15 protein-coding genes are annotated in these 17,589 nt (G+C 63.2%); 12 read left to right on the plus strand and 3 right to left on the minus strand.

Features of this window, described 5'->3' with window-relative positions; genetic code table 11:
- The 4 genes from M0D68_RS27440 (at position 1) to msrQ (ending at position 5,343) form a co-directional block, all read left to right on the plus strand.
- A complete protein-coding gene (locus tag M0D68_RS27440; RefSeq protein WP_266225951.1) occupies positions 1-2,223 on the plus strand; it encodes a cytochrome c biogenesis protein ResB in 2,223 nt (740 codons plus the stop codon).
- 4 nt (positions 2,224-2,227) lie between these two features.
- A complete protein-coding gene (ccsB, locus tag M0D68_RS27445; protein ID WP_211703579.1) occupies positions 2,228-3,439 on the plus strand; it encodes a c-type cytochrome biogenesis protein CcsB in 1,212 nt (403 codons plus the stop codon).
- A gap of 198 nt (positions 3,440-3,637) precedes the next feature.
- Complete coding sequence (gene msrP, locus M0D68_RS27450; protein ID WP_266225952.1) at positions 3,638-4,633, plus strand: protein-methionine-sulfoxide reductase catalytic subunit MsrP; 996 nt, start codon at positions 3,638-3,640, stop codon at positions 4,631-4,633.
- 8 nt (positions 4,634-4,641) lie between these two features.
- A complete protein-coding gene (gene msrQ / locus M0D68_RS27455; RefSeq protein WP_266225953.1) occupies positions 4,642-5,343 on the plus strand; it encodes a protein-methionine-sulfoxide reductase heme-binding subunit MsrQ in 702 nt (233 codons plus the stop codon).
- Positions 5,344-5,424: 81 nt separating this feature from the next.
- On the opposite strand, the gene lysA is transcribed toward msrQ, so the two are convergent.
- Both lysA and M0D68_RS27465 read right to left on the minus strand, forming a co-directional pair.
- Positions 5,425-6,687, minus strand: coding sequence for a diaminopimelate decarboxylase (lysA, locus tag M0D68_RS27460; protein ID WP_266225954.1), 1,263 nt, complete (start codon positions 6,685-6,687; stop codon positions 5,425-5,427).
- A gap of 9 nt (positions 6,688-6,696) precedes the next feature.
- Positions 6,697-7,032: a lipoprotein gene (locus tag M0D68_RS27465; RefSeq protein ID WP_211703575.1), complete on the minus strand. Its 336-nt coding sequence runs from the start codon at positions 7,030-7,032 to the stop codon at positions 6,697-6,699.
- 35 nt (positions 7,033-7,067) lie between these two features.
- On the opposite strand from M0D68_RS27465, the gene cyaY reads away from it, so the two are divergent.
- The gene (gene cyaY, locus M0D68_RS27470; protein ID WP_093643394.1) at positions 7,068-7,385 is read left to right on the plus strand and encodes an iron donor protein CyaY; all 318 of its coding nucleotides are present in this window, start codon (positions 7,068-7,070) and stop codon (positions 7,383-7,385) included.
- Positions 7,386-7,463: 78 nt separating this feature from the next.
- Here cyaY and M0D68_RS27475 read toward each other — a convergent pair whose 3' ends face one another.
- Positions 7,464-9,863 (minus strand): penicillin-binding protein 1A, encoded by a 2,400-nt coding sequence (locus tag M0D68_RS27475; protein WP_200650938.1) that lies wholly within the window; start codon positions 9,861-9,863, stop codon positions 7,464-7,466.
- A gap of 255 nt (positions 9,864-10,118) precedes the next feature.
- Here M0D68_RS27475 and pilM point away from each other — a divergent pair, with 255 nt between their 5' ends.
- The 7 genes from pilM (at position 10,119) to M0D68_RS27510 (ending at position 17,585) form a co-directional block, all read left to right on the plus strand.
- A complete protein-coding gene (gene pilM / locus M0D68_RS27480; RefSeq protein ID WP_266225955.1) occupies positions 10,119-11,111 on the plus strand; it encodes a type IV pilus biogenesis protein PilM in 993 nt (330 codons plus the stop codon).
- Positions 11,111-11,836: a fimbrial assembly protein gene (locus M0D68_RS27485; protein WP_266225983.1), complete on the plus strand. Its 726-nt coding sequence runs from the start codon at positions 11,111-11,113 to the stop codon at positions 11,834-11,836. The genes pilM and M0D68_RS27485 overlap by 1 nt, the downstream gene beginning before the upstream one ends.
- On the plus strand, positions 11,833-12,756 hold the full coding sequence (locus tag M0D68_RS27490; RefSeq protein WP_266225956.1) for a hypothetical protein: 924 nt from the start codon (positions 11,833-11,835) through the stop codon (positions 12,754-12,756). Before M0D68_RS27485 ends, M0D68_RS27490 begins: the two co-directional genes overlap by 4 nt.
- A gap of 200 nt (positions 12,757-12,956) precedes the next feature.
- Positions 12,957-14,561, plus strand: coding sequence for a type IV pilus secretin PilQ (locus M0D68_RS27495; RefSeq protein WP_266225957.1), 1,605 nt, complete (start codon positions 12,957-12,959; stop codon positions 14,559-14,561).
- Between the two features lie 107 nt (positions 14,562-14,668).
- Positions 14,669-15,220, plus strand: coding sequence for a shikimate kinase (locus tag M0D68_RS27500; RefSeq protein ID WP_093643398.1), 552 nt, complete (start codon positions 14,669-14,671; stop codon positions 15,218-15,220).
- Positions 15,220-16,305 carry a 3-dehydroquinate synthase gene (aroB, locus tag M0D68_RS27505; RefSeq protein ID WP_200619838.1) on the plus strand — a complete coding sequence of 362 codons (1,086 nt, stop codon included), beginning with the start codon at positions 15,220-15,222 and terminating at the stop codon, positions 16,303-16,305. The genes M0D68_RS27500 and aroB overlap by 1 nt, the downstream gene beginning before the upstream one ends.
- Before the next feature lie 77 nt (positions 16,306-16,382).
- Complete coding sequence (locus M0D68_RS27510; protein WP_266225958.1) at positions 16,383-17,585, plus strand: deoxyguanosinetriphosphate triphosphohydrolase; 1,203 nt, start codon at positions 16,383-16,385, stop codon at positions 17,583-17,585.
- The last annotated feature ends 4 nt before the right edge of the window (positions 17,586-17,589 follow it).

Genomic DNA, 17,589 nt, shown 5'->3' on the forward strand with positions numbered 1-17,589 from the left:
ATGAGCGTCACCACGTCGGGTTTGCAGTCGAAGTCGGGCAATCGCATCACGCGCAGCATCATCGAGGTATTGAGTTCGATGCGTTTCGCGATCGCGCTGCTCGTGATTCTGTCGATCGCCAGCATCATCGGCACCGTCCTCACGCAGGACGATCCGTATCCCAACTACGTCAATCAGTTCGGCCCGTTCTGGGCAGACATCTTCCGCTCGCTGAGCCTGTACACGGTGTACAGCTCGTGGTGGTTCATGCTGATTCTCGGCTTCCTGATGGTGTCGGTGTCGCTGTGCGTGATCCGCAATGCACCGAAAATGGTTGCGGACGCCAAGAGCTGGAAAGACAAGGTCCGCGAAGGCAGCTTGCGCGCGTTCCATCACAAGGGCGAGTTCGCGGTGCACGGCAAGCGCGCGCAGACCGCGGCGGTACTCGCCAAACTCTCGGCCAAGCTCGGCTACAAGTTCGTCACGCGTGAGTCGGACGGCGCAACGCTGATCGCCGCCAAGCGCGGCGCGCTGACCAAGTTTGGCTACATCTCCGCGCACATTGCGATTGTGGTGATCTGTCTGGGCGGCCTGCTCGACAGCAATCTGCCGATCAAGCTGCAAATGTGGCTGTTCGACAAGTCGCCGATCCGCGCCAACACGGTGATCAACGACATTCCGCCGGAACATCGCCTGTCGCAATCGAACCCGACTTTCCGCGGCTATGCATGGGTGCCGGAAGGGCAGCACGTGTCGACGGCGATCCTTAACCAGCCGGACGGCTCGCTGATCCAGGACCTGCCGTTCTCGATCGAGCTGAACAAATTCATCGTCGATTACTACTCGACGGGCATGCCGAAGCTGTTCGCGAGCGACATCGTCGTGGTCGACCATAAAACGGGCGCACGCGTGCCGGCGCGCGTCGAAGTGAACAAGCCGTTCACCTACGACGGCGTGTCGATCTACCAGTCGAGCTTCCAGGACGGCGGCTCGCAGATGCAGATGACCGCGTACCCGATGTCCGGTGCGAGCGCGAAGACCGCGCCGTTCGGCGGCACGATCGGCGGCAATGCGCCGTTGGGCACGGCCACGCCGCTGGCTGACGGCCAGACCGTCGAATTCACCGATTTCCGCGCGATCAACGTCGAAAACGTCTCCAATGGCAGCGGCCAGAACGATGCACGTGGTGTCGCCGCGCATCGGTCGCTGAAAGAAGCATTCGACGAGCGTCTCGGCTCTGGCGCCAAGAGCTCGAAGCCGCTCGATCTGCATAACGTCGGTCCGTCGGTGCAGTACAAGGTGCGCGACAAGGACGGCCAGGCGCGCGAGTACAACAACTACATGCTGCCGGTGGACGTCGCGGGCGAAAAGATGTTCCTCGCCGGCATGCGCCTGAACCCAGACGACCCCTTCCGCTACCTGCGGATTCCCGCCGACACCGGCGGGACCGTCAAGGAATGGATGAACCTGCGCGCCACGCTTGAAGATCCGGCCATGCGCGCGGCGGCCGCTCACCGTTTCGCGCTGCGCTCGGTGCCGGGTTCAAATACCGAACTGCAACAGCACCTCGAAGAAAGCGCATTGCGTGTCCTGACCCTGTTTGCCGGTGCGGACAACAGTATCAAGATGCCGAACGGCCAGACGGTTGGCGGCTTCCAGGCAGTCGCCGGGTTCATCGACCATTCCGTGCCGAAGGGTGAGCAGGAAAAAGCCGCCGGCCTGCTGCTGCGCATGCTGGAAGGCGCGACGTGGGACCTGTGGCAACTGTCGCGTGAGCAGCTGGGCGAGCCGGATGCGCAGCCCAATGCGGACGCCAGCCGCTTCGTCCAGAGCTCGATCAATGCAATATCCGACAGCTTTTTGTATGGTTCGCCGGTCTATTTACAGCTCGACTCATTCAAGCAGGTGCAAGCTTCGGTATTTCAGTTGACGCGCGCGCCGGGCAAAAAAGTCGTGTATCTTGGCAGCCTGCTCCTCGTGTTGGGCATCTTTTCGATGTTCTACGTCCGCGAACGGCGCCTCTGGTTCTGGCTCAAAGATACCGATCACGGCACGAATGTCGTGATGGCGATGTCGAGCGCGCGCAAAACGCTCGATTTCGAAAAGGAGTTCGTTCAAACGCGCGACGCTGTCGGCGCCGCGTTGGGCGCCAAACTCACTGAAGCATCCGACGCCGCCGGCGCTTCCGACAAACCCGGCCCAGCCGGCGCGCCGTCCGCACGCTCACAAGATTCGACCCGGTAAGATCATGGACTTGACTCAGGTTTCCTCATCCTCCTCTTCAGCCTCGCGGCCGCAGAAGTCGTTCGCGAACGAGGCACTCAACGTTGCTCAGTACGACGAGCGGCCGTTCCTGAAACGCCTCGGTGTCGTCGACTGGCTGTTCGCCGTCGTGATGGTCGCGGGCGCCGGGTTTGCGCTGTCGCGCTATCACCCGTTCATGAACTACTACGACAAACTGGTGCTGTGCCTGGCGGTGCCGGTGTTCGTCGTACTCGGCTGGCGCTGGAAGCCGGTGCGTCCGCTGATGGTGGGCATCGCCGCGCTGTCGTTGCTGGCGATCCAGATCTATCACGGCGATCTGACGCGCGCGGATAACGCGTTCTTGCTCAAATATTTCCTGTCGAGCCAGTCCGCGATTCTGTGGATGAGCGCGCTCTTCGTCTTTGCTACCGTCTTCTACTGGATCGGCCTGCTGTCGCGTTCACCGACCGGCGCCGCGATCGGTTCGAAAATGACGTGGGCCGCGGTGGTGATGGGCTTCGTCGGTCTGATGGTGCGGTGGTACGAGTCGTACCTGATCGGCGCGGACGTCGGCCATATTCCAATTTCGAACCTCTACGAAGTGTTCGTGCTGTTCAGCCTGATCACGGCGCTGTTCTATCTGTACTACGAGCAGCACTACAACACGCGTGCGCTCGGCGCATTCGTGCTGCTGGTGATCAGCGCGGCGGTCGGCTTCCTGATGTGGTACTCGGTCGCGCGCGACGCCCAGCAGATCCAGCCGCTCGTGCCGGCGCTGCAGAGCTGGTGGATGAAGATCCACGTGCCGGCTAACTTCATCGGTTATGGCAGCTTCGCGCTGTCGGCCATGGTCGGCGTTGCGTATCTGGCGAAAGAACGCGGCGTGCTGGCCGACCGCCTGCCGCCGCTCGATGTGCTCGACGACCTGATGTACAAGTCGATCGCCGTCGGCTTCGCATTCTTCACGATCGCGACGATTCTCGGCGCGCTGTGGGCCGCGGAAGCATGGGGCGGTTACTGGAGCTGGGACCCGAAGGAAACGTGGGCGCTGATCGTGTGGCTGAACTACGCGGCCTGGCTGCATATGCGCCTGATGAAGGGCCTGCGCGGCGCGGTGGCGGCATGGTGGGCGCTGACCGGCCTGCTGGTGACGACCTTCGCGTTCCTCGGCGTCAACATGTTCCTGTCGGGGCTGCATAGCTACGGCAAGCTGTAAGATCTGCCGTTCTGAGCCGACTAAAAACCGCCGCGTGTTTCGCACCGGCGGTTTTTTTACGTCCGGCGGAATATTCGCTGCATCCAGTGTGTTTGTTAGATCAGCACCCAAGGATGGCTGGGCGAGTGGCTAAACGAGCCGATCATCAATATGGCCCCGTAAGATAGACAACCCGATGGGCCGGCAAGGAGCAGCACGATGTGGATCAAGCGAAGCGACAGAACTCAACTCGTCGGCGATGACATCGCACGCAGCGAAATCACGCCTCAGCATGTCTTCGAGCACCGGCGGCGCGTGTTGCAGGCTGCGGGCGCGTTGGCGCTCGGTAGTCTGATCGGCGTAAATGGCGAAGCGCTAGCCGCGTATTCGTCGCCGGATCCGAAGGCGCAGAAGCTCATGGCGAAGACCAACCCGAAGTTCGTCGCGCCCGACAAGATCACGCCGTACAAGGACATCACCACGTACAACAACTACTACGAGTTCGGCACCGACAAGGCGGATCCCGCGCACAACGCCGGTACGTTGCGTCCGCACCCGTGGAAGGTGAGCGTCGAGGGCGAAATCAAGAATCCGAAGGTGTACGACATCGACGAATTGCTGAAGCTCGCGCCGCTCGAGGAACGCGTGTATCGGTTGCGTTGTGTCGAAGGCTGGTCGATGGTGATTCCGTGGATTGGCGTGCCGCTCGCGGAGTTGATCAAGCGCGTGCAGCCGACCGGCAACGCCAAATACGTGCAATTCATCACGCTCGCCGATCCGTCGCAAATGCCTGGCCTGTCGACGCCGGTACTCGACTGGCCGTACACCGAAGGTCTGCGAATGGACGAAGCAATGAACCCGCTGACGTTCCTGACGATGGGTCTCTACGGCCAGGTGCTGCCGAATCAGAACGGTGCGCCGATCCGTGTCGTGGTGCCGTGGAAGTACGGCTTCAAGAGCGCGAAGTCGCTGGTGAAAATCCGCTTCCTCGACAAGCAGCCGCCGACCAGCTGGAACACGTATGCTTCGAACGAATACGGTTTCTATTCGAACGTGAATCCGAACGTCGATCACCCGCGCTGGAGCCAGGCCACCGAGCGGCGCATCGGCGAAGATGGTTTCTTTACGCCCAAGCGCAAGACGTTGATGTTCAACGGCTACGGCGATCAGGTCGCGTCGCTGTATCAGGGCATGGACCTGAAGAAAAACTTTTGAGCGGCATCATGGCTTCCTCCGACACGCAACCTGTTACCGAGACCTCGCGAACAACGCCGCGTACCAAAGCGCCGGCGTCAGCGACGACAAAGCGGGCCGCCACCGGTGCGCGCTGGATCGTACCCGCGAAAATCGTGGTGTTCATTGCGGCGTGGTATCCACTTGCGCGCATCGTGCTGTTCGGCGTGACCGATCGGCTGGGCGCGAATCCGATCGAGTTCATCACGCGCTCGACGGGCCTGTGGACGCTCGTCTTTCTTTGCATCACGCTGGCGGCGACGCCGTTGCGTCGACTGACCGGCATCACTGCAATGGCCAGGTTTCGCCGGATGCTAGGTCTCTATGCATTCTTCTACGCGACGCTGCACTTCACCACATACCTGTGGTTCGACAAGTGGTTCGACGTTGCCGCGATTCTCAAGGACATCGGCAAACGGCCTTTCATCACTGTGGGTTTCGCGGCGTTCGTGCTGCTGATCGCATTGGCCGTTACATCGCCGCGCGCGATGGTGCGAAAACTTGGACGCCGCTGGCAGACATTGCATCGCGCGATCTATGCGATCGGCGGGCTCGCGATCCTGCACTTCTGGTGGATGAAGGCGGGCAAGCACGACCTGATCTTGCCGAAGATCTACGGGGCGATCATGGTTGCGTTGCTGGGGTGGCGTTTGCTCGTATGGCTGCGCGAGCGGAGGGTAAAGGCACGCTGACCACCAGGTACAAGCGCGCAAATAAAAAGGCGATGCCGCAGTGGCATCGCCTTTTTTTACGTGAGATCCAAGCTCAGACGTTTACGCCGGCAAGATCGTCTCGCCTGCAAACAGCTGCTTCACCTCTTCACGTGCACGGACCACATGCACCTGTGTACCATCAACCATCACCTCGGCCGCACGCGGACGGGTGTTGTAGTTCGAGCTCATCACAAAGCCATAGGCGCCGGCCGAGCGAATCGCCAGCAGATCGCCCGATTCGACCGCCAGCAGACGCTCGCGACCCAGCCAATCGCCGCTTTCGCAAACCGGGCCGACCACGTCGTACACGTGGGCGGGCACGTCGCGCTTAACGACCGCCTCGATCGCGTGATACGCCTCGTACATCGCAGGGCGTGCGAGGTCGGTCATCGCCGCGTCGACGATGGCGAAGTTCTTTTCCGCGCCAGGCTTCAGAAATTCGACGCGCGTAAGCAGTACACCGGCATTGCCGACCAGCGAACGGCCCGGCTCGAAATACACTTCACGATGCCCATGACCGCGCGCTTCAATGCGATCCAGCACGGTGCGCACGAAGTCGCCGATTTCCGGCGGCGTTTCGTCGTCGTACGTGATGCCGAGACCACCACCTACGTCGATGTGGCGGATCTTCACGCCATCCTGTTCGATCTGTTCGACCAGTTCGAGAACCTTGTCGACCGCGTCCAGATACGGTGCGACCTCAGTGATCTGCGAGCCGATATGGCAGTCGATGCCGACCACGTCGAGGTGCGTCATCGCCGCGGCGGCGCGATACGTAGCGCGCGCATCTTCGAACGCGACGCCGAACTTGTTCGACTTCAGGCCGGTGGAAATATACGGGTGCGTTTTCGCATCGACGTCCGGATTCACGCGCAGCGAGACGGGGGCCTTTTTGCCCATTTCCGCCGCCACCGCATTCAGACGGTCGAGCTCGGGAATCGACTCGACGTTGAAGCATTTGACGCCGGCCGCGAGCGCCTGACGCATCTCGTCCGCATGCTTGCCGACGCCGGAAAACACGGTGTTTTCCGCTTTGCCGCCGGCGGCCAGCACGCGCGCCAGCTCACCGCCCGACACGATGTCGAAGCCCGCGCCGAGACGCGCGAACACGTTCAGCACCGCGAGATTACTATTGGCCTTGACGGCGACGTGCACGGTCGCATGGCGGCCGGCGCAAGCGCCTGCGTAGGCATTCCACGCTTCGGTGAGCGCGGCGCGCGAATAGACGTACAGCGGCGTGCCGAACTGTTCGGCGAGTGAGGCGGCGGACACGCCCTCGGCGTGCAACACGCCGTCGACGTAGTCAAATGCGGATCGAGTCATGCGAAAGTCTTATTGAGCGGGAGTGACGGCGGAGGCAGGTTGCGCAGGCGCAGCAGCGGATGCGGGCGGCGCGGCGAGTTCGCTTTCCGGCGCCAACGAGAGCGGCGCGCCGGAAGTATCCGGCACCTCACCCATCGTGGAGGGGGTTGCCGTGCCCGATTTCACTGTATCCGGCGACGGCGGTTGTGTGCGATCGATCGGCTTGGCCGGTAGCGGCGGCACGGTGGGCAAATAGAGCGAACCGCGTTGCCCGCAGCCGGCAAGTGCACAACCTGCGAGAATGGCTAAACCCGCTACAATCGCGCGGCCGGGCACCGCCGCGCGCATCCGAGATACGACTCGCATGACTGTCCCTGAATAAATAATCGATGGAGTTTAGCATGTCCGATAGTGATTACCTGACCCGCGCGGAAGCCGCGCTAGCCGCCATCGAACGCGCGCTCGACGACACGGAAGCCGACATCGAACTCGAGCGCAGCGGCAATGTCCTGACCCTCGAATTCGAGAACCGCACGAAGATCATCGTCAACCTGCAGCCGCCGATGAGCGAGATCTGGATCGCCGCGAAAGCGGGTGGTTTCCACTTCCGTTTCATCGACGGTGAATGGCGCGATACGCGCAGCGGCACCGAGTTTTTCGCCGCGCTGTCGGAGTACGCGACGCAGCAGGCCGGCGAGCCGGTTCAGTTCAAAGCGTAAAGCGTTTGGTAAAAACCGCCGCGCATCGAGCGCGGCGGTTTTTTCTGGCGAACGTTGCCGCCTCTTCTGAGCGCGTCTTTAGTGCCCGCGGAACAGGTTCATGATGTCCTGCTTTTCCTGTTCGCCGACCTGCTCGGGCGCGGCCGCGGACGCACCGCTCGCCTCGGCATCCAGCGCTGCCTGACTGATACCGACCGTCGAGACGAATCCGTGGCCCGGCGTGAACTCGTCGAAATACAGTTCTGAGCCGAGCTCGGTCACACCGTCGGGCATCGGCATCTTGTAGTCCGGCACACCCTTGAGCGCGCGCGCCATGTATTCGATCCAAACCGGCAACGCGAGGCCGCCGCCCGTTTCCTTATCGCCGAGACTGCGCGGGTTGTCGTAACCGATCCACGCGATCGCTGTGAGCGTGTGCTGATAGCCGCCGAACCACGCATCGCGCGAATCGTTCGTCGTGCCGGTCTTGCCGCCGAGGTCGGTACGTTTCAGCACGTTGCTCTTCGCGCCCGTGCCTCGTTGCGCGACGCTTTGCAGCAGGCTGTTCATCACATACGCATTGCGCGGTTCGATCGCGTGCGGCGCGCTCTGCTCGGCGACCAGCGGTTGCGCGTGCGCCACGACGATGCCGCGCTGATCGGTGACTTCCGCGATCAGATACGGGTTGATGCGATAGCCGCCGTTAGCAAACACCGAGAACGCGCCGGCCATCTGCAAGGGCGTAACGAGTCCCGCGCCGAGCGCCATCGGGAGGTAAGCTGGGTGACGATCCGCGTCGAAGCCGAAACGCGTGATGTATTGCTGCGCGTACTTGGTGCCGATGTGGTTCAGGATGCGAATCGACACGAGGTTCTTCGACTTCTGCAGGGCGGTGCGCATGGTCATAGGACCATCGAAACCGCCGCCGTAGTTCTTCGGTTCCCACGCCTGGCCGCCCGTCTCCGCAGCGCTGAAAAAGAGCGGCGCATCGTTGATCACCGTGGCCGGTCCGAGCCCCTTTTCGAGCGAGGCCGAATAGATGAACGGCTTGAAGCTCGAGCCCGGTTGACGCCACGCCTGGGTCACGTGGTTGAACTTGTTCTTGTTGAAGTCGAAACCGCCGACCAGCGCGCGAATCGCGCCATCCTGCGGCACCACCGAAACGAATGCGCCTTCCACTTGAGGCAACTGCGTGATCGACCAGTTGCCCTCGTCATCCTTCACGACGCGAATGATCGCGCCGGGCCGCACGCGTTGATTCGGCTGCGCGCGCGTGCCGAGCGCGAACTGCGCGAAGCGCAGGCCGTCGCCCTGAATGGTCGCGACGTTGCCGTCGATGAAGGTGGCCTGCACCTGCTTCGGGCTCGCCGCCGTGACCACCGCGGCGATGATTTCACCGTTGTCGGGATGTTCGAGCAACGCGTCGTCGATGGCCTGTTCGCGGTCGTCCGCATCGGACGGCAAATCGATAAACGCTTCCGGCCCGCGATAGCCGTGGCGCCGTTCGTAGTCCATCAGACCTTTGCGCAGCGCCCGGTAAGCAACGTCCTGGTCGGCCGAGTCGATGGTGGTCACCACGTTCAGCCCACGCGTGTACGCCTCTTCGCGATACTGCGCGTACATCATCTGCCGCACCATTTCCGCGACGTATTCCGCGTGCACGCTGAATTCCTTGCCCGCGCCCTTGACAATCAGCGGCTGCCTGCTTGCCTCGTCGTATTGTTCCTGAGTGATGTAGTGCAGTTCGTACATGCGCTGCAGGATGTACTCCTGGCGGATCTTCGCGCGCTTCGGATTGACCACCGGGTTATACGCGGACGGCGCCTTCGGCAAACCCGCCAGCATGGCGGATTCCGCCAGGGTCAGGTCCTTCAGATCTTTGCCGAAGTACACCCGCGCCGCGCTCGCGAAGCCATACGCACGCTGACCGAGATAGATCTGATTCATGTACACCTCGAGAATCTGATCTTTCGACAGCTTCGACTCGATCTTATACGCGAGCAGCATCTCGTAGATCTTGCGCGTGTAGGTCTTTTCACTCGACAGGAAGAAGTTGCGCGCCACCTGCATGGTGATCGTGCTGGCGCCTTGCGTGGCGTGGCCGTTGGTCAGCGCGACGAAGCCGGCGCGCGCGATGCCTGTGAGGTCGACGCCGCCGTGATCGTAGAAGCGCGCGTCTTCGATGGCCAGCACGGCTTTCTTCAGGCTATCGGGCACGTCCTGGATATGGACGATATCGCGCCGTTCTTCACCGAATTCGCCGATCAGCACGTGGTCGGCCGTATAGATGCGCAATGGCACCTTCGGCCGGTAGTCGGTCAGCGCATCGAGCGACGGCAGGTTCGGCGTTGCTACCACCAGCGCATAACCGAGCACCAGCAGCACGCACAGGATGCCTGCGACGATCAGACCCACCAGGCCGATGATGAGCTTGAGCCACAGGGGGCGTTTGCGCTTCTGCGGCGCGGGCGGCGGAGACGTGGGAGACGTGGATTGCATATGGGCACCAAAAAACAGTCCCGCGATTATAGCCGCCTCGCTTTTCAGCTTTCGGCGTGCTTACTGACAGTTCTTGACAAGTCTGCACGCCGCGCGCGGGAATGACTTCACTGTAGACGCTTTGATGGCCGAGAGGGCGCGCGTCGCGCAACGTTAGCCATTCGGCTGAGTGTCGCGCGGCGGCGCGGCTAAGCACAATCCTCACTCGTTACTCGCGTTCGAATGGTTCGTCGCGTGAGTCTGAGGGAGGGCGTGATGGCATTCAAAAGTTCGTGGCTTCAAGGTGTGCAACTCGGCGCACAGCGTTTCGCGGCGGGCATCGATGTGGGTTCGCAGGCGGTGCGGCTGGTCGTGGTGAGTCAGCATTCGCGCGCACGTGCCGCGCTGCACATCGAACATGCGAGCACCGTGCCGCTCGGCGCGGGCGCAATGGCCGGTACGGAGATCGCCGACCGGCATGCGGTGGCGCGTGCGTTGCGTGACGCATTCGCGGGGCTGCCGCGCGCGTGTGCGACGCATGCATTGCGCTGCGCGATGGCGCTGCCCGCCTCGGCCACGTTGACCACTACCGTGCCGCTCACACGGCTTGCCGCGCTCGTCGGTTGCGTGGGAGACGGCGGGCATGAACTCGCCGAACTCGAACCGGCGGTGATGAGCGAAGTCGAGCGCATCGCAGGCCTCGAGCGGCACGCGTTGGCGGTCGACTGGTTCGTCGACGAAACGCGTTCGCCAATCCGTTCGGTGACGATCGCCGCAACCGCACGCCAGCATCTCGAAGCGCGTATCGAATGCGCCGCGACCGCCGGCATCTCGCTCACCGCGATCGATGGCGAGCCGCACGCGGCATTGCGCGCCATGCGCTACGCGGCGAGTCACGAACTCGATCCGCACGAGCCCTACGTCGCACTCTGGATCGGCACGGACGGCGTATATGGCTGGCGCGTCGTCGACGACTGCCTGGTCGGTGAAATGCGCTACCCGGCGCCCGAACACGCCGATCTCGCGGATGCGTTGCGTGATCTTGTCCACGGTCCTGTACTCGATTGTGCGTTGTTGAGCGGCGAGGTCGATCTGCTCGACAGCGTGGGTTTCTCGATCGCGGATATCGCCGATGTGTTGGGTTGCACCGTGATGCCGTTCGAGTGTGCGGCGCTGGGTGGGCGCGCACGTCAACTGCACGATCCGCTGCTGCACGAGCCAGCTGCCGCGGTCGCATTCGGACTTGCGTTGCGCGGAGTACTCGAATGATGCGCGGTCTGCAGCCCCGTTTGGATCCGGCGGCCCCCGACACGCGTGCTTCTACGCGTGGCGTGCGCTTCACACAGCCGTGGCTCGGCGGCTTCAACCTGCTGCCGTACAGGCAACGCAACGCCCGGCTCGCGCGCCGGCGGCGTCTGCTCGAATGGTTTGCCGCCGCGCTAGCCGGTTTTGCGGCCGTGTTCGCGTTAGTCGGATGGCAGGCATTCGAAAGGGCGCGGCTGGATGCGCGGCGCGCGTCGGTCGAACAATCGCTCGCGCAACTGGCCGAGCCGCTCGCCGAGCACGCCAGATTGTTGCGGGTGCAGGACGAACAACGCAAAGGCGTGGCGCGTGCGATGAACTTGTCCGAGCCACTTACGCATTTGCGCGACCTGCTGGATGCACTGAGTTTTGAACCCGGTGACGGTGTGGTGTTGCAGCAGATGCGGCAGCGCCAGCATGAGACGGAGTTGCTCGCGACCTCGCGCGGACATATCGCATCGGCCGAGTGGCTCAAACGCTTGAGCGCGATCCGCGGCGTGAAGGGCGCCGAGGTGAGCGATCTGCGTCGCTCGGCGTCACGCAGCAGTCCGGTGGCGGCGGCCAGCGTGAGCGGCCCGATCGAATTCGGAGCGCATCTGCGTTGGGGCGACCCGCCGAAGAAAACAGCCCATGCGTCGGGCCTCGCCGCGCAACGTCACATGAAATCTGAACAGTCAGGAGATACGAAATGAGTACGACTTTTGTCGGGTTCGGCGGCGCGGCCAGCGCGCGGCCAGCGCTTTCTCAGTGGATGACGCGCGTGCGCGTGCCGCTCGCTGCCTGGAGTCGTCGGCGCCGTTGGGTGGTTGCGTTGCTGATCGCTGCAGTGGTGTTCGGACTTGGCACGCATGGTTGGGTTGTGGCCGATCTCGGCGGCGTCGAGGCGAGCCGTGCGGCATTGGAGGCGGCCACGCGGCACCTCACTGACGCGCACCGTGCGCTGACGCAATTGCCCGCGCTGCGTCGGGACGTTGCCGCCATGCCGGGCGCACAGTTGCCTGCGCCATGGACCTCCGCGGACGACGTGCGGATCGTATCCGAACTCGCGGCGCAGAATAGCGTCTCGTTGCTCTCGGTAGAACCGGGTGCTGCCAGTGGCTCAGGTGCCGAAAGCATGCGTCCTGTGCAACTCACCGCGCACACCGATTTCGTTCACCTGATGGCATTTCTGCGCGGCCTGTCGGATCTGCCGGTGCTGATCGTGCCCGTCGATGTGACGGTCAAGCGCGATGCGGATTCGTTAGCGGTGAAAGCAACGCTGCACGTATTCAGCGCGCTGAGGCCGCTGCCTTCAACTGCGAATGCGGACGCGTTTGCCGACGAAAGCCTCGATTCGGATGACGAAGAAAATATCGTGTTCTTCGACCCGTTCTCGCTTCCGCAGATGCTTGCGTCCGGTGAGCAGCCGCCTGATGCTTCGCAGCTGCGTCTGGTCGGCTTGCTGCACGATCGCACGCGCGGACTCGCCTTGCTCGATACGCCGGATGGTGCGACCACCGTCGTGTCCGGGCAGCAACTCGGTACCGAGCGCGTCACGCGGCTCGACGCGCTCAGTATCACGCTGGCCAACGGCGGTGTGACACGCACGCTGGCACTGACGGGGACGTCCTGATGAGGCTGATGAAGACGTTTGGTTTTGCGGAGTCGCGCGTCGGCGTTCGTGTGTGGTTTGGTTCGGGCGTGTGTCGCGGCTTGTCTGGAAGGATGCGTGCGAGCCCAGTTTGCAACTTGGTTCGCAGCTCGATTCACAATCCGCTTTGCAGCCTGCTTCGCAATCCGATTCGCAATCCGATTCGCAGCCTGATCGCATGCATGGCGATAAGCGTCGGCATCGCGCATGCTTCGACGCCACCGTTGCCGCCGCTGCCCGCATACATGCCGCTCGACGACGCCATTCCGCCGCCCGATGCTCGATACGACGTGCCACCTTTGCCGCGCGGCATCGCTGCCGAAGTACCCAACCCGTTCCGCGACAATTCCGTCGCCGACTCTGGCGTATCGCGAGGGACGGCACCAGCTGACATCGGACGCGCTGACGACCTTGCCGACGACGCAGACGGTTCGGTGCCACTACGGAGGCAATCCGCGATGTCGGCGCACAACGACGCCAAGGGAACCTCGGCGCTCGAAGGGCCGCCGGTGCCGTTGCCTCCGCTTGCGCGCCTGAGCAACGCACCGAAGACCCCCGACGACGCCAAACTCGCCGCCGACGACAAACCGATCTCGCTCAACTTCCAGCGCGCGGAACTCGGCGCGGTGCTTAACGCGTTCGCCCAGTTCACCGGCCTGAACATCGTCGCGAGCGAGAGAGTGCGTGGCGCCGTCACACTACGACTCGACAAGGTCCCGTGGCGCACTGCATTCGATACCTTGCTCGACGTCAACGGGCTCGCCATGGAGCGCCACGGCAACGTGATCTGGGTCGCGCCGATCGCGGAGCTGGCCGCGCGCGAACGGCAGCGTTTCGAAGCGCACGCGAGAGCCGCCGATCTCGAACCGCTCGCAAGCCGCACGTTCGAGCTGCACTACGCGCGGGCCGAAGACGTGCGGCGCCTGCTGACCGGCGCCGGTAACCAGCGCGTGCTGTCCAAACGCGGCGCCGCGACGGCCGATCCGCGCACCAATCTGCTGTTCGTCACCGATCTCGAAGGACGCCTCGCGCAAATCACGGCGCTGCTTGCTTCCGTCGACCGGCCGACCCGGCAGGTGTTGATCGAAGCGCGCATCGTCGAGGGAGAGCACGGTTTTTCGCGCAATCTCGGCGTGCGGCTCTCCATGGCGGCCACTAGCGCCGACGGCATCGCCCGAGGCCTGACCGGCGGCGCGGACGGCACCGTGTACGATCTGTCAGCGCGTCCGATTTCCGGTTTCGATGCCGCCACTGCCGGGCTGACCTTGTTCGCAGCCGGCGCGACGCGGCTCCTGAACATCGAGCTGAGCGCGCTGGAGGCCGAAGGCCGCGGCGAAATCGTCTCGAGCCCCCGGGTGGTGACGGCGGACCGGATGAAAGCGGTCGTCGAGCAGGGCACCGAGCTGCCCTATCAGGCGAAAGTGGGGCAGGGCGTGTCGGGCGTGCAGTTTCGCCGCGCTACGCTCAAACTGGAGGTCGAGCCGCAAATCATGCCGGACGGTAGAGTGGTGCTGGACCTCGACGTCGCCAAAGACAGCGTCGGCGAGCAGACCGACGCCGGGCCCGCGATTAATACCAAACACGTGCAAACGCGCGTCGAAGTCGAAGATGGTGGTACGGTGTCGATCGGCGGAATTTACGCGACCGACAACCGGGACGATGTGACGCGGGTGCCGCTCCTGGGCAAAATACCGGTTTTAGGCGCGCTTTTCCGCCATCGGGCCCATCGGGACCAGCGCAGTGAACTGGCAGTTTTCATCACGCCGCGCGTCGTTCAGACAAATTAGGGGCACGCTGCCGCCGCTCTCCAGCGGCGGCCTGCAGGCTCGACAAGGCAGCCGCTTTGCCAGTAAGCTGCGGCACGAACCATACCGGATTAGCCAGAGGGACACCGTTGCAAGCGCGGGACGCACACGCCAATGTATTTTTTGTAGGGCTCATGGGGGCAGGCAAAACCACCGTGGGCCGGGCCATTGCGCGCCGTCTCGATCGCCCGTTCTTCGATTCCGACCATGAAATCGAGGCGCGTACGGGCGCGCGCATCCCGGTGATCTTCGAGCTGGAAGGCGAAGCGGGCTTTCGCGATCGCGAAGCGCACGTGATTTCCGACCTGACCGGGCGCGACAATATCGTGCTGGCCACGGGCGGCGGCGCGGTGCTGCGGCCGGAAAACCGCGAAGCGCTGCAAAATCGGGGTGTGGTGATCTATTTGCGCGCCAATCCGCACGATCTGTGGCTGCGCACCCGACGCGACAAGAATCGCCCGCTTTTGCAGACTGAAGACCCCAAAGCGCGCCTCGAGGCGCTCTACGAAGTACGCGATCCGCTATACCGGGAATGCGCGCACTTCGTGATCGAAACTGGCCGGCCCTCGGTCAACGGACTCGTCAACATGGTTCTGATGCAGCTCGAGATGGCCGGCGTCGCCAAACATCCTGCGTCATAATGGACCGTATGATTACCGTCAATGTCGAACTGGGCGAGCGCGCCTACCCCATCCATATCGGTGCCGATCTGATCGGCCAGACCGCGTTGTTCGCGCCGCATATCGCCGGCAGTTCGGTCACTATCGTCACGAACACCACGGTTGACCCGCTGTACGGTGACAAGCTGCGCGCCGCGTTGGCGCCGCTTGGCAAGCAGGTGTCCACGGTTGTTTTGCCCGACGGCGAAGCGTACAAGAACCTCGAAACCCTGAACCTGATTTTCGACGCGCTGCTGGGCTCGCGCGCCGATCGCAAGACCACGCTGATTGCCTTGGGCGGCGGCGTGATCGGCGACATGACGGGGTTTGCCGCGGCCTGCTACATGCGCGGCGTGCCGTTCATCCAGGTGCCGACTACCTTGCTATCGCAGGTGGATTCGTCGGTGGGCGGCAAGACGGGCATCAACCATCCGCTTGGCAAGAACATGATCGGCGCGTTCTACCAGCCGCAGGCGGTGATCGCCGACATCGGCGCGCTGCGTACGCTGCCGGCGCGTGAACTGGCGGCGGGCGTCGCTGAAGTGATCAAGACCGGCGCGATTGCCGACGCCGGTTTCTTCAGCTGGATCGAGGCGAACGTCGAAGCGCTCAATCGCTGCGAGCCCGAAGTGCTGGCCTTGGCGGTCAAGCGCTCGTGTGAGATCAAGGCGTCAGTCGTGGCGCAGGACGAGCGCGAAGGCGGGCTGCGCGCGATCCTCAATTTCGGCCACACCTTCGGCCATGCGATCGAAGCCGGACTCGGCTACGGCGAATGGCTTCACGGCGAGGCGGTGGGCTGCGGGATGGTGATGGCGGCGGACCTGTCCGTGCGCATGGGTTATCTCGACGAAGCGGCGCGCAAGCGTCTCGTCGACGTGATCGTTGCCGCGCATCTGCCCACCCGGGCGCCTGCGCTCGGCGAGTCGCGTTATGTCGACCTCATGCGGGTCGACAAGAAGGCTGAAGCCGGCGCGATCAAATTCATTTTGCTGAAGCGTTTCGGTGAGACGCTGATCACCCAGGCGCCCGACGCCGAGGTGCACGCCACGCTGGCCGCCGCTGTCTAAACCGACCCGGCAGAGGCTTCGCAGCAAGGCAGCACGCACGAGCGTCACGAGGCGCCGCCCATGTTTCGGAGAATCCGGTGACTGACAGGCGCAGCGACGATGTAAAGCATGACCCGGCAGGCACGCCCGTGAGCGGCGTGCCGTCGCAGGAAGCACTCGAAGCGCACCTCGCGCCGTACGCGGCACATTCCGCTCAATCGCGCGGCCGCCTATATCCCGAAGCCGCGCCCAGCGCGCGCACCGAATTCCAACGCGATCGCGACCGCATTGTCCATTCGACGGCCTTCCGCCGGCTCGAATACAAAACCCAGGTATTCGTGAATCACGAGGGCGATCTGTTTCGCACGCGACTCACGCATAGCCTGGAAGTTGCGCAGATCGCCCGCTCGGTGGCCCGCAACCTGCGCGTCAACGAAGACCTCGTCGAAGCCATTTCGCTTGCGCACGATCTCGGTCATACACCGTTCGGCCATGCGGGCCAGGACGCGCTGAACGAATGTATGCGCGAGCATGGCGGCTTCGAACACAATCTGCAAAGCCTCGCGGTGGTCGACGATCTGGAGGAGCACTACGGCGCGTTCAACGGCCTGAATCTGTGCTTCGAAACGCGGGAAGGCATTCTCAAGCACTGCTCGCGCGAGAATGCGCGGCGCCTCGGCGCGCTCGGCGAGCGCTTTCTGGAGGGGCGGCAGCCTTCCATCGAAGCGCAGATCGCCAATGTCGCCGATGAGATCGCGTACAACAACCACGACGTCGACGACGGCTTGCGCTCGGGCTTGCTCACGGTCGAGCAGCTTGCCGAAGTGGAGTTATGGCAGACGCACTACGTCGCGGCGCGCGGCGACTTTCCGCAGATCGAAGGGCGCCGGCTGATTCACGAGACGGTGCGCCGCATCATCAATACGTTGATCGTCGATCTGATCGATACGACCTCGCTCAATCTTGCAAAGCACGCGCCGGCCTCGCTGGACGCAGTGCGCGCCGCACCGCCCCTGGTCGCGCATAGCGACGCAATCGCCGCGCAGGCGGCGGTGCTCAAGCGTTTCCTGTTCAAAAACCTGTACCGCCACTATCGCGTGATGCGCATGGCCAATAAGGCCCGCCGCGTGGTGGCCGGTTTGTTCGATGCGTTCACCGAAGATTCGCGGCTATTGCCACCCGGTTATCAATCAACGGACGCGTCGCGGCAACCGCGTCTGATCGCCCATTACATCGCGGGCATGACGGATCGATACGCGGTGAAGGAGTATCAACGGCTGTTCGTAATCGACGACAACTAAACGG

The organism is Paraburkholderia sp. SEWSISQ10-3 4 (assembly GCF_030464785.1).
In the GTDB taxonomy this organism is placed as follows: Bacteria; Pseudomonadota; Gammaproteobacteria; order Burkholderiales; family Burkholderiaceae; genus Paraburkholderia; species Paraburkholderia aspalathi.